The organism is Streptomyces sp. NP-1717, assembly GCF_022695985.1.
Taxonomy (GTDB): domain Bacteria; phylum Actinomycetota; class Actinomycetes; order Streptomycetales; family Streptomycetaceae; genus Streptomyces.
In genome coordinates this window covers 20,329-35,192 of sequence record NZ_JAAPBF010000017.1, presented here as the reverse complement: position 1 = coordinate 35,192, position 14,864 = coordinate 20,329, and the positions used below count along the sequence as shown (strand labels likewise).

At 72.2% G+C, this 14,864-nt stretch carries 16 protein-coding genes; 9 read left to right on the top strand and 7 right to left on the bottom strand.

Going from position 1 to position 14,864, the window contains the following annotated elements:
- Positions 1 to 23 precede the first annotated feature (23 nt).
- The 5 genes from GXP76_RS05955 to GXP76_RS05935 form a co-directional block, all read right to left on the bottom strand.
- Positions 24 to 437 carry a fic family toxin-antitoxin system, toxin component gene (locus tag GXP76_RS05955; protein WP_242570356.1) on the bottom strand — a complete coding sequence of 138 codons (414 nt, stop codon included), beginning with the start codon at positions 435 to 437 and terminating at the stop codon, positions 24 to 26.
- A complete protein-coding gene (locus GXP76_RS05950) occupies positions 415 to 1,305 on the bottom strand; it encodes a PP2C family serine/threonine-protein phosphatase (RefSeq protein ID WP_242570355.1) in 891 nt (296 codons plus the stop codon). Before GXP76_RS05950 ends, GXP76_RS05955 begins: the two co-directional genes overlap by 23 nt.
- Before the next feature lie 34 nt (positions 1,306 to 1,339).
- Entirely contained in the window at positions 1,340 to 1,606 is a 267-nt protein-coding gene (locus tag GXP76_RS05945) for an antitoxin (protein ID WP_242570354.1), read from the bottom strand.
- Positions 1,607 to 1,689: 83 nt separating this feature from the next.
- On the bottom strand, positions 1,690 to 2,115 hold the full coding sequence (locus GXP76_RS05940) for an ATP-binding protein (protein ID WP_242570353.1): 426 nt from the start codon (positions 2,113 to 2,115) through the stop codon (positions 1,690 to 1,692).
- Positions 2,116 to 2,216: 101 nt separating this feature from the next.
- Positions 2,217 to 2,567, bottom strand: coding sequence for an STAS domain-containing protein (locus tag GXP76_RS05935; protein ID WP_242570352.1), 351 nt, complete (start codon positions 2,565 to 2,567; stop codon positions 2,217 to 2,219).
- Positions 2,568 to 2,839: 272 nt separating this feature from the next.
- Between GXP76_RS05935 and GXP76_RS05930 the strand changes: the two genes are divergently transcribed.
- The 8 genes from GXP76_RS05930 to mug all read left to right on the top strand — a co-directional run bounded on the left by GXP76_RS05930 (position 2,840) and on the right by mug (position 11,628).
- Positions 2,840 to 4,528, top strand: coding sequence for a SpoIIE family protein phosphatase (locus GXP76_RS05930; protein ID WP_242570351.1), 1,689 nt, complete (start codon positions 2,840 to 2,842; stop codon positions 4,526 to 4,528).
- Complete coding sequence (locus GXP76_RS05925; RefSeq protein WP_242570350.1) at positions 4,525 to 5,652, top strand: B12-binding domain-containing protein; 1,128 nt, start codon at positions 4,525 to 4,527, stop codon at positions 5,650 to 5,652. Before GXP76_RS05930 ends, GXP76_RS05925 begins: the two co-directional genes overlap by 4 nt.
- On the top strand, positions 5,649 to 6,047 hold the full coding sequence (locus tag GXP76_RS05920; RefSeq protein ID WP_242570349.1) for an STAS domain-containing protein: 399 nt from the start codon (positions 5,649 to 5,651) through the stop codon (positions 6,045 to 6,047). Before GXP76_RS05925 ends, GXP76_RS05920 begins: the two co-directional genes overlap by 4 nt.
- Positions 6,048 to 6,295: 248 nt before the next feature.
- Positions 6,296 to 7,663, top strand: a complete 1,368-nt coding sequence (locus tag GXP76_RS05915) for a hemolysin family protein (RefSeq protein WP_242570348.1) — start codon at positions 6,296 to 6,298, stop codon at positions 7,661 to 7,663.
- Positions 7,660 to 8,682 carry a hemolysin family protein gene (locus GXP76_RS05910; RefSeq protein WP_242570347.1) on the top strand — a complete coding sequence of 341 codons (1,023 nt, stop codon included), beginning with the start codon at positions 7,660 to 7,662 and terminating at the stop codon, positions 8,680 to 8,682. Before GXP76_RS05915 ends, GXP76_RS05910 begins: the two co-directional genes overlap by 4 nt.
- Before the next feature lie 46 nt (positions 8,683 to 8,728).
- Positions 8,729 to 9,535, top strand: a complete 807-nt coding sequence (locus GXP76_RS05905) for an SGNH/GDSL hydrolase family protein (protein ID WP_242570346.1) — start codon at positions 8,729 to 8,731, stop codon at positions 9,533 to 9,535.
- An 85-nt stretch (positions 9,536 to 9,620) separates the two neighbouring features.
- Positions 9,621 to 11,063 carry an adenylosuccinate lyase gene (gene purB / locus GXP76_RS05900; RefSeq protein WP_242570345.1) on the top strand — a complete coding sequence of 481 codons (1,443 nt, stop codon included), beginning with the start codon at positions 9,621 to 9,623 and terminating at the stop codon, positions 11,061 to 11,063.
- A 10-nt stretch (positions 11,064 to 11,073) separates the two neighbouring features.
- Positions 11,074 to 11,628: a G/U mismatch-specific DNA glycosylase gene (gene mug / locus GXP76_RS05895; protein ID WP_242570344.1), complete on the top strand. Its 555-nt coding sequence runs from the start codon at positions 11,074 to 11,076 to the stop codon at positions 11,626 to 11,628.
- Between the two features lie 273 nt (positions 11,629 to 11,901).
- On the opposite strand, the gene GXP76_RS05890 is transcribed toward mug, so the two are convergent.
- The gene (locus GXP76_RS05890; RefSeq protein WP_242570343.1) at positions 11,902 to 12,339 is read right to left on the bottom strand and encodes a hypothetical protein; all 438 of its coding nucleotides are present in this window, start codon (positions 12,337 to 12,339) and stop codon (positions 11,902 to 11,904) included.
- A gap of 187 nt (positions 12,340 to 12,526) precedes the next feature.
- Here GXP76_RS05890 and GXP76_RS05885 point away from each other — a divergent pair, with 187 nt between their 5' ends.
- Positions 12,527 to 13,684: an ROK family transcriptional regulator gene (locus GXP76_RS05885; protein WP_242570342.1), complete on the top strand. Its 1,158-nt coding sequence runs from the start codon at positions 12,527 to 12,529 to the stop codon at positions 13,682 to 13,684.
- 274 nt (positions 13,685 to 13,958) lie between these two features.
- Here the strand turns inward: GXP76_RS05885 and GXP76_RS05880 are convergent, their stop codons facing one another.
- Positions 13,959 to 14,723 (bottom strand): GntR family transcriptional regulator, encoded by a 765-nt coding sequence (locus GXP76_RS05880; RefSeq protein ID WP_242570341.1) that lies wholly within the window; start codon positions 14,721 to 14,723, stop codon positions 13,959 to 13,961.
- Positions 14,724 to 14,864: the final 141 nt, after the last annotated feature.

The following is a 14,864-nucleotide window of genomic DNA, read 5'->3' as shown; positions in this document are numbered from 1 at the left end:
GCCGGGCCCGGCGGAGGCCGGGCTCACAGACTCCAGCCGCGCAGCTCCTCGGCGATGACGCGTACGTCGGCCCTGCCGTCCTTGACCAGCCTGGCCAGGTCCCTGACCTGCTCGGGCGAGGTGACGACCTTCAGACCGCTCGCGACGAGGTAGCCGTACGCGACGGCCGAGGCGTACATGGCGTTCGACCGCTCCAGCGCGGGCACGTGCAGGAGGCTCTGCAGGAGGGCCGCCGCGCGGCTGTGCGGATCGCTGTAGACGGGGGTACCGAATATCTCCGCCTCGTGCCGGCAGACGGCGGCCACGAGGGCTCCCCAGTCGGTGACTTGGGGATCACCGGGCATCTTGTGCTCGGCGACCATGAGCAGCCAGGACAGATCGATCCGTAAGGTGAGGTTGGCATGTGACGGTGTGTCAGAAGAATCGGCGTTTTCCATGGTGGCAGCTGTCTCGGTAGGGGGCGGATGCGGGGAGTTCCCGATGATCAGTATCCCCGACACGGATGAGCAGTGCGGTGATGTTGTCCTGCCCGCCCGCGTCCATCGCGTATCCGACCAGCACCCGCGCGTCCTCAAGCAGGCCGTGGCCGACCGGTGTCGAGTGCCCGCGCCGGTCGAGTACGGCGCGCAGCCCCTCGGCCTCGGGCAGATGACGCGTCAATCCGTCGGTGCACAGCAGCAGTCGGCCCGGTCCCCGCGGGCGGTGGCCGCGGACGCTCGCGACCGGTTCGTCCGCGTCGGCGCCCAGCCAGGCGGTGAGGGCGTCGTGCCGGCCGGAGTGGTCCTCGGTCAGCGCCAGGCAGGTCCCGTCGTCCGGGAGCCAGTACGCGCGGCTGTCGCCGATCCAAGCGCACCAGATGCCCTCGGGGCCGGCGATGCCCGCGACGTACGTACAGGCCGGGGCCTGGTCCACCGAGGCGGCCAGGGCACCGACGGCGCGGCCCGCGCGGGCGGCGGCTTCCACGAGGACGGTCTCCGGCAGCGCGCCCTCCCGCAGTCCCGCTCCCAGACGGGCGGCGCCGACGTCGGCCGCGACGCGGGCGGCCCGGTCCGCGCGGGGCGACATGGACACTCCGTCGCACACGACGCCGATCGTCCAGGCGTCGGCCGCGGTCAGTGTCATGGCGTCCGCGTTGACGCCGCGGTGTTTGCCGCGGTCGCTGACACCGGCGGCGCCGGCCGCGAGGGTGGTCTCGATGTGCGCGCGGTAGGCGGGCTGTGGCTCGCCGCAGTCCCAGCAGTGGCCGTCGGGGGCGACGGTCCCGCCGCACACGGTGCAGCCGGGTGGTTCGGGTGTCCCGGTCATCGGCCACGAATCCCGACCGGACGGGGATCCGGCCTCAGCGTGAGCCCTCGCGCCCCGTGCCCCGCCGCGTGGAGCGTTCCGTGGTGGCGCTCTCCGCGTCGAACTCCTCCGTGAACACCGACTCGTACTGCTTCATGAAGTCGGCGGCGGACTCGACGAAGGTCTTCCCGATTTCACCCGCGTCCTGCTTCACGAGCTCCTCGATGTAGCGGTTCACGCTCATCCCGCGCCGCCCCGCCTGCCGCCGGGCGGCCTCCGCGGTGGTCTCGTCCACGCGTACGTTCAGCTGGGTCTTCGCCACCCCAACAAGCTAGCGCGCGGACGCTAGCGTCGGCAAGTGGGCCGGTCCACGACGCCCGCGCCGGGCAATGGGGCGCCCCGGCGTCAGGAGAGGCCGAGCACCGCTTCGATCCGCTTGCCCGAGCCGGTCACGATGACCGCGACGCTCTTGGCCAGCCGGCGGACGAGCGGCCAGCCGTAGCCGCCCACGGTGAACTCGCCGGGTGCGCGCGCGACGGTGATCGGCGGCCACGGACTGGCGTCGGCGACCACGAGCAGCAGCTCGTCCGCGACCACCTCGGCGCTGAATTCCGTGATGCCCCCGCCGTGCCGCAACGCGTTGGTGACCAGTTCGGAGGTGACGAGCAGCACGTCCGCGAGAACGACGTCGTCATGGGTGGACTCGTCGATCGCGCAGAACCGGCCCTTCAACAAGTCCATGACCTGGGCCCGCGCGGCGGCCGCGTTCACGGGCAGCACCGGCCGAGGCCCGGCCTCCTCGGACACCGCGTCCGGGGCCCCGCCTTGCACGTCGTCAGGCTGTTCCGTATTCACCGCAGCTTCCGCCTGCCCCGATGGCCGGTCTTCACGCGGGCGACTTCGCGGGCCTGTGGCGCCCGCGGTATCGAGCCCTACGAGGTCACCGCGGCCTCGACGGTGGGAGCGACGACGAAGAACCCCAGGGTCCCGGTGACGTCGAAAAGCCGCCCGACCGTCGGGCCGAACGGTCCGGCGACCACCAACCGCCGCCCCGCCGACCGGTGTTCACGCTGCGCGTCGAGCAGCACGTGCAGCACCGTGGAGTCGGCGAACACCAGCCCGGAGAGGTCGACCACGGTCCTGGGCATGCCCGCCCGGGCGGCCGCGGCCAGCGCCTCGCGCAGCCGCGCGGCGTTGTCGACGTCGATGTCCCCCGTCGCCTTCACGATGTAGACATCGCCCTCGACGGCGCCTGTGACCTCGTTCCCGCATTCGTCGAACACCGGATCAGCTTGTCATGCCCCCTCGGCGACTCCGCAACCGCAGGGTGGTCAATCACCCACCACTCAGTGACATTTCAGCTTGAATGCGTTGCTTATCATCCGATGGCATGTTTTACGAAGATCACGGTTGGTTGCCTCAGAGTTGGGAGTGCGGGATGGTTACCCGAGGGCAACTGTTCTGACGTCGAGACGAAAGAAGGTGAGGGGACCGCGCAGCGGGCCCCACGAGTGTGGCTACTTCCGCCGAACAACCGACCGATACAGGTGGTGGCATGAGGAGATCCGTTCTCCGTGCGGCGCCGTATCCGGTGCTCGTCGCGGACACACACGGTGTGGTGCGATTCCTCAACGACACCGCGGCGGCGCTGCTCCCGGACGCCTGGCACGGAGCACTCCTGAGCGACACGGTGCCCGGCTGGCTGGCCGACGCCCATCACACCCTGCCCACGGGGCCCACGCCGACGGACGCGGGCTCGCTGGACGAAGCGGTCTGGTCCGGATCCGACATCGCCGCGACCCTGGAGTCCGCGGCGCCCCTCGTGACCGTCATCCGCGGTGACATCGGTGACCGCAGCTTCGAGGCGCACCCGACCCGCGAGGAGAGCGGCGAGGTCGTGTGGTGGCTGGTCGACGACACCGACCACCGGCTCGCCCGCCGCGCCCTGCGCCTGGAGCGCGCCCGTACCACCTTCCTGGGTGAGGCGTCGAACGCGCTCCTGTCCTCGCTCAATCTCGTGCGGTGCACGGAGACGACGGCGCGGCTCGCCGCCGGCCATCTCGCCGACGCCGCGCTGGTGGTCGCCCCGTCCGCCGGCCGCGGGCTGCCGGTGGTCTCCTGCGAGCGCGGCGGCGAGCCCGTACACGTCCACGTCCACACCGGCTCCGACCAGGTGCCCGGGCTGGCGGAGGCGCTCCAGGGCTTCCCTCCGGTGCCCTCGCGCTGGATCGACCCCGCCGCCGCGCCCGACTGGCTGCTTCCCGAGGGGTTCGGCCCCGTCGGTTCGATCGTGGTGACCCCGCTGCCCGGGCACGGTGTGCCCGCCGGTGCCCTGATCATGCTGCGGCGGGAGGGCGAGCCCGCGTTCACCGAGAGCGAGGAGGTGTTCGCCCGGCTGTTCGCCGCCCGGGCGGGCGCCGCGCTCTCCGCGGCGCGGCTCTACGCGGAGCAGAGTTCCATCACGGAGACGCTGATGCGCGAGCTGCTGCCGCCGGTGCTGCGTGAGGTGTCCGGCGTGGAGTTCGCCGGCGCCTACCGTGCCTCGGCCGAGAGCGAGCGGGTGGGCGGCGACTTCTACGACGTCCATCCCGCGCCCGCCGATGCCGCGGGCCAGGAGTCCCTGGTGATCCTCGGCGACGTGTGCGGCAAGGGGCTGGAGGCGGCCGTACTGACCGGCAAGATCCGCAACACCCTCCACGCCCTCCTTCCGATGGCCGAGGACCACCAGCGCGTGCTCAGCCTGCTCAACGGCGCGCTGCTCAACTCCCACCACACGCGCTTCGCCACCCTCGTCCTCGCCTCGGCGGTGCGCCACGCCGGCAAGGTCCGGCTGCGGCTGACCAGCGCCGGCCATCCGGCGCCACTGATCGTGCGCGGCGACGGACAGGTGGAGGAGGCGGCCACCCGCGGGACGCTCGTGGGCGCGCTGCCGCAGGCGCAGGCCGTCACGGTGGAGACCACTCTCGCGCCCGGCGAGACCTGTCTGCTGTTCACCGACGGCATCACCGAGGCCAGGGGCGGACCGCTCGGCGACGACCTCTACGGCGACGAGCGGCTGCACGGCGCGCTGTCCCAGTGCGCGGGGATGCCGGCGGAAGCCGTGGTGGAGCACGTCCAGATGCTGGCCTCGCAGTGGGTGCGGGGCGGGCGGCACGACGACATGGCCGTGGTCGCGATCACAGCTCCGCGCAACAATCACCTCAGTGCGGTAGGTGGACGCGGACCGGGCAGGTTCACTGCATGAGTCCGTCCATCACGCAGATCACACCGACCCAGCCGGCCCCGTTCGACGGGGCCGCCCTCCGTCGTACGGCGGACGACCTCTGGGAGGCCGTCTCGTGCGGCGACGAGCACGCCGCGTACGGTGTCGTGCTCGACGCCCACGACGCCGGGGCGGATCACGAGGCCCTGCTGCTCGACGTGATCGGCGCCGTCCAGCGCAGGGTCGGCCAGGAGTGGGCCGACAACCGGATGAGCGTGGCGCGCGAGCACGCGGCGACCGCCATCAACGACCGGGTCATCGCGGCCCTGTCCGTCCGCCATATGCCGCCGCCTACGGGTAAGCGGCGCGGACGCGTCACGGTCGCCTGCGTCGACGGGGAGTGGCACGCGCTGCCGGCCCGTCTGCTGGCCGAGGTGCTGCGGCTGCGCGGCTGGCACGTCGACTACCTCGGCGCGCAGGTGCCGACCGCACACCTGATCGGCCATGTGCACCGTACGGGCCCCGACCACGTCGCCCTCTCCAGTTCACTCGCGACCCGGCTGCCGACCGCCCACGCCACCGTCACCGCCTGCCAGGCGATCGGTGTCCCCGTGCTGGCCGGCGGCGCGGCCTTCGGGACCGACGGTCGCTACGCCCGTCTGCTCGGCGCCGACGCCTGGGCGCCCGACGCCCGCGCCGCCGCCGACCTGCTGGCCCTCAGACCCCCGACCCGCCCCCTCACCGGCCATCAGCCCATCGACGACCTGCCGCATCTCGCGGACCAGGAGTACACGATGGTCTCCCGCGACAGCGGCCGACTCGTACGGGCCGCCCTCGCGGGGCTGGAGGAACGGTTCCCCGCCATGCGGTCGTACACCGAACGGCAGCGCCAGCACACCGCCGAGGACCTCGGCCACATCGTGGACTTCCTCGCCGTGGCGCTCTACACGGACTGCGACCGGCTCTTCACCGACTTCCTGACATGGACGGCGGGCATCCTCACCGCCCGCTCCGTCCCCGCGGCCTCACTGCCGCCGGCCCTGGAGGTCCTCGGCACACAGCTGACGGACTTCCCCCGGGCCGGCCGCCTGCTCGACCACGCCCTCCAGGCGCTGAACGACCCGGACGTTCCCGCCGCACGATCCGGATCAGGAGTGTCCCGATGACGACGATCCCGCCCGCCGGCCTGCTGCTGACCGTGTCCCCGACGGACGAACACACCGTCCGTGTCGACGTGGCGGGCGATCTGGACTACGACAGCGCACGGCGCCTGCTGGAGGAGGCCGAGCGGCAGCTCTCCCTGCACCCGCGGATGCGGGAGCTGCGGCTGGACTGCTCCCGGCTGGCGACCTGCGACTCCATGGGGCTGGCCATCCTGCTGGCGGTGCGCCGGGCCACCGGCGCGGCGGGGGTGCGGCTCTTCCTCGACGGGCGGTCCGCGTCCCTGGAGCGCATCCTGCGCGTGACCGGCACGCTGGACCATCTCACCGAAGCGCCCGTCGGCGTCGAGGACATCGGCGCGGACGAGCAGCACGGGGTGCCCGGCGGGGAGCATTCCTGACTCCGGTGCGCGAAGGGCGCGGCCGCGCCTGCCCCACGACGGGCCGTTCGCCCGGGCGACGCCCCGGTTCCCGCTCCGACGACCGAGAGGTGTGACCGTCCGCCCATGGGCGAGCTTCCCCGTACCGCCGTGCCCGCACCGGCCCGTTCCCGTTCCGGCTCGGACTCCGGCTCCGGCTCCGGCTCCGACAGCGGCGGATATCGCGCCGCCCGGCAGCCCCTGACCGATCATGGGACGGAGGTGAACCGATGACCGAAGTGCTCCTGCTCCTGGTGGCCGTGCTGCTCGCGCTGGCCTGCGGGGCCTTCGTCGCCGCCGAGTTCTCCCTCACCACGGTCGAACGCGCCGACCTCGAACTGGCGGTCGAGAACAACGAACGTGGCGCGGCCAGCGCCATGAAGGCCGTACGCAGCCTCACCTTCCAGCTCTCCGGGGCCCAGCTGGGCATCACGGTGACCAACCTGGTCGTCGGTATGCTCGCCGAGCCGTCGGTGGCGAAGCTCATCCGCGGCCCCGTCGAGGCGATCGGCTTCTCGCCGTCCGTCGCCTCGTCGCTGGCGCTGGTCATCGGTACGGCCCTGTCGACCGTCGTGCTGATGGTGGTCGGCGAGCTGGTGCCCAAGAACTGGGCCATCTCCACGCCGCTGTCGGTCGCCAAGGTCGTCGCCACTCCGCAGCGGGTCTTCACGACCATCTTCCGGCCGTTCATCAGCCACCTCAACAACACGGCCAACCGTCTGGTGCGGGGGCTGGGCCTGGAGCCCGCCGAGGAACTGGCCTCGGCACGCAGTCCGCAGGAGCTGGTCGCACTCGCCCGGCACTCCGCCAAGGAGGGCGCGCTGGAGGCGGACACCGCGGAGCTGTTCGTACGGACCCTCAACCTCGCGGAGCTGACCGCCGAGAACGTGATGACACCGCGCGTCCAGGTCACCGCGCTCGACGTGCGGGCCACGGCCGAGGACGTCGCCAACGCCACGCGCGCCACCGGACTCTCCCGCTTCCCCGTCTACCACGACAGTCTCGACACCGTCGTGGGCGTCGCCCACATCAAGGACGTGCTGGCGGTCCCCGACGAGCGGCGGACGCGTACTGCGGTGTCCGAGCTGATGCGCGACCCCCTGCTCGTACCGGAGTCGCTGACCGTGGACCGCCTGCTGGACCGGCTCTCCGGCAGCCGGACCATGGCGGTCGTGATCGACGAGTACGGCGGTACGGCGGGCGTCGTGACGCTGGAGGACATCGTCGAGGAGGTCGTCGGCGAGGTACGTGACGAGCACGACCCGCACGAGACGTCCGACCTGGCCCGCGCCGGCGAGGACGCCGACGGCCGCGACCTGTGGTCGGCCGACGGCGCCGCGCGCTTCGACCAGCTGTGGGACATCGGGATGCGGGCGCCCGAAGGGCCGTACGAGACGCTCGCCGGTCTCGTCGCCACCGAACTGGGGCGGATCCCCGTCGAGGGCGACCGCGTCGAACTGCGCGGCTGGCGTATCGACGTGGTCGACGCCTCCGGACGGCGCGCCGCCCGCGTACTCCTGCACGCGCCCCTGCCGACACCCGCCGGGGACGACGAGGGCGAAGAGGGCGACGACCACGGCAGGGGGCCGGGACGATGACCGTGATCCAACTGCTCGTCGGACTGCTGACCCTGGTCCTCAACGCGTTCTTCGTCGGGGCGGAGTTCGCCCTGATCTCGGTGCGCCGCAGCCAGATCGAGCCCGCCGCCGAGGAGGGCGACCGGCGCGCGCGCAGCGTCCTGTGGGGCCTGCGGCACGTCTCGGCGATGCTCGCCGCCGCCCAGCTCGGCATCACGCTGTGCACGCTGGTGCTCGGCATCGTCGCCGAGCCCGCCATCGCCCATCTGCTGGAGCCCGTCTTCGACGCGGTGGGTGTGCCGCACGGGGTGGTGCACCCGATCTCGTTCGTCATCGCGCTCGCCCTGGCGACCTATCTGCACATGCTGCTCGGCGAGATGGTGCCCAAGAACATCGCGCTGGCCGAGCCGGTGCGTACGGCGCTGATCCTCGGCCCGGTGCTGGTGGCGCTGTCCCGCGCGCTGCGTCCGGTGATCTTCACGGTCAACGCGTTCGCCAACGTGCTGCTGAAGCTGCTGCGCGTGGAGACCAGGGACGAGGTGTCGGCGACGTTCTCCGACGCCGAGCTGTCCCGGATGGTCACCGACGCCGGTGACGCGGGGCTCCTCGACGACCGCGCCGCCGAACGGCTGCACGACGCGCTGGAGCTGGGACGCAGGCCCGTACGGGACGTGGTCATGCCGCTGGACCAGGTCGTGACGGCTCGGGTGGGCATCACCCCCGTCGCACTGGAGGCGCTGGCGGCCGAGTCGGGGTTCTCCCGTTTCCCGGTCGTGGACGAGTCGCGCCGGATCCTCGGCTACCTCCATGTGAAGGACGCCCTGGACGCCATGCCGCGCGACGAGCCGCTGCCGGTCCCGGGGATGCGGGCGATCGCCCAGGTGCGGGCGGACACCCCGCTCGACGACGTGCTGACGGCGATGCGCCGCAGCCGTACGCACCTGGCCGCCGTGCTGGACGAGGACGGCAAGCTGGAAGGTCTGGTGACCATGGAGGACGTCCTGCGTGAGCTGGTCGGGAGGCATGCGCGGGGAACCTGAGGCCCCGTCCGGAAAGGCCCGCGGCGCGCGATACGATCGCTCGGCCATGGAGAAGAACGCCACGTACACCAGCCTCGTCGCCGTCGGGGACTCGTTCACCGAAGGCATGTCGGACCTCCAGCCGGACGGGTCGTACCGGGGCTGGGCGGATCTGCTCGCGGCCCGCCTCGCCGCCCGTACCCCCGGTTTCCGCTACGCGAATCTCGCCGTGCGCGGCAAGCTCATCGGGCAGATCCTCGACGAGCAGGTGGACACCGCCGCCGCGATGCGCCCGGATGTGGTGACCCTGGTCGGCGGGCTGAACGACACCCTGCGGCCCAAGTACGACCCCGCTCTGGTCCTCGGGAAGCTGGAGGAGTCGGTCGAGCGGCTGGCACCGCACTGCGGACGGCTGGTGCTGATGCACAGCCCCGTCCGCCGGGGCCCGGTGACGGAACGTTTCAAGGCGCGCTGGGAGTCTCTCTTCGCCTTCATCGACGAGCTGGCCGCGCGGCACGACGCGTTGGTGGTCGATCTGTACGGGGCTCGGGTACTCGGCGAGCAGCGCATGTGGGACGCGGACCGGCTGCATCTGACCGCCGACGGGCACCGCAGGGTCGCCGAGGCCGTGTGGCAGGCCCTGGGCCTGGAGCCCGCCGACGACTGGCGCGCGGAGCTCGCGCCCGCGCTGCCCACGGGCTGGCTGATGCGGCGCACCGGGGACGCCCGGTTCGCGCGGCAGCACCTGGGGCCGTGGATCGGCCGCCGGCTGACGGGCCGCTCGTCGGGGGACGGCAGGCCGCCGAAGCGCCCGGAGCTGCTGCCGTACGAGCCACTGCCCGGTGACGCGGGCGCGCGGCAGGAGCAGACGTAGAAGGCACCTTTCCGGTCTCGCCCGGTCCCGTACGAACGAGGGCGCGGCTCGGACCAGCGGGAACGGCCACGTAGAATCCGGCTACGTGACTGCTGCGTCTGTGAAGCCCCGTATCCCCAACGTCCTCGCCGGCCGCTACGCCTCGGCGGAGCTCGCCGTGCTCTGGTCCCCCGAGCAGAAGGTGAGGCTGGAGCGTCAGCTGTGGCTCGCCGTGCTGCGGGCCCAGCGGGATCTCGGCATCGAGGTGCCCGAGTCCGCGCTCGCCGACTACGAGCGGGTCCTCGACCAGGTCGATCTGGCGTCGATCGCCGAGCGCGAGAAGGTCACCCGCCACGACGTGAAGGCGCGCATCGAGGAGTTCAACGCGCTCGCCGGTCATGAGCAGGTCCACAAGGGCATGACGTCGCGGGATCTGACGGAGAACGTGGAGCAGTTGCAGGTCCGGCTCTCGCTGGAGCTGATGCGTGACCGTACGGTGGCGGTGCTCGCCCGTCTGGGGAAGCTGTCCGGGGAGTACGCGGAGCTGGTCATGGCGGGCCGCTCGCACAACGTCGCCGCGCAGGCGACGACCCTCGGCAAGCGCTTCGCGACGGCGGCCGACGAGCTGCTGGTCGCCTACGGCCGTCTTGAGGACCTGCTCGCCCGTTACCCGCTGCGCGGGATCAAGGGCCCGGTCGGCACGGCGCAGGACATGCTCGACCTGCTCGGCGGTGACCCGGCGAAGCTCGCGGACCTGGAGTCCCGGATCGCGGGGCATCTGGGCTTCGGGCACGCCTTCACCTCGGTCGGCCAGGTGTATCCGCGTTCGCTGGACTACGACGTGGTGACCGCGCTGGTGCAGCTCGCCGCCGGTCCCTCTTCCGTGGCGAAGACGATCCGGCTGATGGCCGGGCACGAGCTGGTCACCGAGGGCTTCAAGCCCGGCCAGGTCGGTTCGTCGGCGATGCCGCACAAGATGAACACCCGCTCCTGCGAGCGTGTCAACGGGCTGATGGTGATCCTGCGCGGTTACGCGTCGATGACGGGCGAGCTGGCCGGTGACCAGTGGAACGAGGGCGACGTGTCGTGCTCCGTCGTCCGCCGGGTGGCGCTGCCGGACGCGTTCTTCGCGTTCGACGGGCTGCTGGAGACCTTCCTGACGGTGCTCGACGAGTTCGGCGCCTTCCCGGCGGTCGTGGCCCGCGAGCTGGACCGCTACCTGCCGTTCCTGGCGACGACCAAGGTGCTGATGGCCGCCGTACGCGCGGGGGTCGGCCGGGAGGCCGCGCACGAGGTCATCAAGGAGCACGCCGTCGCGTCGGCGCTCGCGATGCGCGAGCGCGGAGCGGAGCGCAACGAGCTGCTGGACAAGCTCGCGGCCGACGAGCGGATGCCGCTGGACCGGGCGCAGTTGGACGGTCTGATGGCCGACAAGCTGTCGTTCACGGGTGCGGCCGGTGACCAGGTGGCCGCCGTGCTCGCCCGGATCGAGGAGATCGTGAAGCGGCACCCCGTCGCCGCCGGATACACGCCCGGGTCGATCCTCTGAGGCCGGCGACGTGAAGCCCGAGGAGCTGGCCGCCGCCCGCGACCGCGTCATCCCCGACGTGGTCGCGGCGGATCTGGGCGTGCTCTTCTGCGGTATCAACCCCGGCCTGATGTCGGCGGCGACGGGCCACCACTTCGCCCGGCCCGGCAACCGCTTCTGGCCGGTGCTGCGCCTCTCGGGCTTCACCCCCCGGCAGCTCGCGCCGTCCGAGCAGGACGAGTTGCTGAACTACGGCCTCGGCATCACCAACGTCGTGGCACGGGCGACGGCGCGGGCCGACGAGCTGAGCGACGAGGAGTTCCGGAAGGGCGGCCGGATCCTGGCCACGAAGGTGGAGCGGCTGCGCCCGCGCTGGCTGGCGGTCGTCGGCATCACCGCGTACCGCACGGCGTTCGGCGACCGGTCGGCGGCGATCGGCCCGCAGACGCGGACGATAGGCGACACCCGCGTCTGGGCACTGCCCAACCCGAGCGGCCTGAACGCGCACTGGACGGCGGAGACGATGGCGGAGGAGTTCGGCAGACTGCGCGTGGCGGCGGGGATGCCGGACCGTACGCGGTCTTAGGAACCCGACTGGGGTGCGTCCGCGCAGCCCAGGGCGTGACCGCCGCACGGTCGCCCGGCGGCTGAATGTGGGGGGTGGGGTCACGGATACCAATCCGGTCCCGGGCCGAGGCCGGGGACCTTCCCACCCACCCCCCATGACCGCGAGTCCCTGAGGATCTCCGTCCGGCCCATCACACCGCACCGTATCCCGAGCCACTGACACCACGGTCGTCCGGATGACTCCACCTCCTCTGAGGGGCAAGAGGGATCGGGGAGCGCCCGCTCGACCGCTCTACGGCGGGTCTGTCTCCGTGACGGCCGCGAGGAGTTGGAACGGGTGTTCCTCGCCCTGGTGGGAGACGCCCAGCGCGACCCAGCGGCCTCCGGTGCGCCACAGGTGTACGTAACCCACTCCGGCCGACAGCTCGCGCCAGGGCTCCGGTATCTCCTCGCCCTCGGTGGCGCGCACGTGGATGCTCCAGAGGCTGACGAGTTGCGGCTCTCCCCAGCGCGCCTCCAGCACCGATGCCAGGGCCGCGCACTCCGACTCGTACTGCTCCGCCTCCTGGGCGCGGCGCGTCCCGTCGTCGTCCCAGAAGCCCTCGCCGCGCGCCAGCTCCGCCAGGTGGTAGCCCGGTCCGCTCGTACCTGTTTCGGACCCGGCGCGCTCGGCGGGGAAGGAGCGGGCACACAGCAGATCGATGGTGGCGACGTGCCGTGCGGTGCTCATGACTCCAGTAAAGCGCCCGGCACTGACAATTGGCAGGGCGTCAGAAGTCCCCCGCCCGACAGGTGGCTTCCCGCCGTCTTCGGGAGCAATCCGGCACCGCGCGGCCCCCGTGTCGTCGACCGTTAGCCGCCTCGGCGACCACCGAGTACCATCCGGCAGACACGCGCACGAGCTTGGAGGACATACCGTGGGGCGGCTGACCGGCGGGGACCCTTCCTTGTTGCGGCGGATCAACTCCGCGGTGGTGCTGCACGCCCTGCGGGGCGCCGACTGCCCCACGTTCACCGATCTGACCCGCATCACCGGTCTGTCGCGGCCGACGGTCGAAGGTGTCGTCGAAGGGCTGATGGAGCTCGGTCTGGTCATGGAGGCGGCGCCGGGCGAGGGCGAGGCCCGCCGGCAGGGCCGTCCCGCGCGCAGGTTCCGCTTCCGGGCCGAGGCCGGGCATCTGCTGGGCATCGAGATCGGGCCGCACCGGGTCGCCGCGCTGCTGTCGGGGCTCGACGGCCGCATCATCGGGGCCAGTTCGCGCGAGGCCACGGAGACCGCGTCGGCGGACGAGCGGCTGGACCGGGTGCGGGTCGTCGTCTCCGACGTGCTGCGCCGCGCGGGGGTGGCGCGCAGTTCGCTGCGGGCGGTCGGTGTCGGCAGCCCCGGCATCGTGGAGGCCGACGGGACGGTACGTCTGGGTACGGCACTGCCCGAGTGGACGGGCCTGGCGCTCGGCGAGCGGCTGCGCCGCTCGTTCCGCTGTCCGGTGCTGGTGGAGAACGACGCCAACGCGGCGGCCGTGGCCGAGCACTGGAAGGGCGCGGCGACCGAATCGGACGACATCGTGTTCGTCCTCGCCGGTCTCAGCCCGGGGGCGGGATCGCTGATCGGCGGCCGGCTGCACCGTGGCTACGGCGGCGCGGCGGGTGAGATCGGGGCGCTGCATCTGCTGGGCCGCGAGGTGACGCCGGAGAAGCTGCTGTCGACGACGGACGAGCCGCTGCATCCGCTCGACGAGCGGGCGGTGGCCCGCGTGTTCGCGATGGCCAAGCAGGGTGACGTCGGCGCGAAGCAGGCGATGGAGCGGTTCATCCAGCGGCTGGTCCACGACGTGGCCGCGCTGGTCCTGGCGCTGGACCCCGAGTTGGTGGTCATCGGCGGCTGGGCGGCCGGTCTCGACGGCGTACTCGACCCGCTGCGCGACGAGCTGTCCCGTTACTGTCTGCGCCCGCCCCGCGTGACGCTGTCGCTGCTGGGCGAGGCGGCGGTGGCCACGGGTGCGCTGCGTCTGGCGCTGGACCATGTCGAGGAGCAACTGTTCGCCGTCGACGCGACGGTGACGGCCCGCCGCTGAAGCCTCCGGCGGATCCTGGGGGATCGGCTCTGGTTCCGCCGCAGGGCGTCGGCGTCATGTGGCGCGGTGCTTCGCGATGCGGAGGATCGGCGTTGTCGATGGCCGGCGGCCACACTTGGCCGACTCCCGAAAGCGCATTGCCCCCGGGCTACGGGGGCAATGCCAGTCCAGGCGTCGCCGGCCCTGCCCGCTGCGGAGCGCGGACGCCGTGGACCGGGCGGCATCTGGCGACCGGCCCCGGCGAAGGGCCCGCGGGTGGGAGCGGGAACAGCCGTCAGGAGGCCTTGCGCTCGTCGGGGTGGTGGCTTATCCGGACGTCGCCCGTGTCCCCGAAGGTGAGCCGGCAGGTGTCGGCGCGGTACGTGGCCACCGAGACGGCCGCCGTACGGCCCCCGGCCAGGTAGCGGGTGGTGACGACGAGTACGGGCGCGCCGGGCAGCCGGTCGAGTTCCTTGGCATCGTCCACGCGGGCGGAGCCGAGCTCCACGGCGCGGTCCTGGCCCTCCATGCCGAGCCGCTGGAGCTCGCGCAGGACGCTGCGCGCGCGGGCCGGGCCGGACGGGATGTCTATGGCGGGCAGCTCGGGCACCGACTCCGAGGGGACGTACAGCAACTCGGCCGCCACGGTCTGGCCGTGTGTCACACGCGTCCTGCGGACCGTGTGGACCTCGTCGCCGCCGTCCGTACCGAGCATCCTGGCCACGGCGGCCGGCGGCGCGGCGGTCACCGAGTCGACGGGCTGCCAGGCGTCCGGGTCCGCGCCCGGCCACTCCTGCTGGGTGGTCGACACGTCGACACCCATGCGCGGCGGGGCGACGGTCGTGCCGACGCCCCGGCGGCGCTGCAACCGGCCTTCGAGTTCGAGCTGTTCGAGCGCCTGACGGAGCGTCGCGCGGGCGACGCCGAAGCGGGCGGCGAGGTCGCGCTCGTTGGGCAGCACCTCACCGACCGAGAAGTCGGAGTCGAGCGCCTCGCCGAGCACGGTCTTGAGGTGCCAGTACTTGGGCTCCGGCACTGTTTCGAGCTGCGTGGTCCCCACCGTGATCCTCCGCAATCGCCGTGTCCCCGGCGGCTTTTCCATGCACTTGTTTATTAAAGGTTCCTGCACTAACTCTCCGAGAGTAGGACGGCCGATCGCGTTGGTCAAGACCAATCCTGCGGGCACTCTCCGGCGGAATCG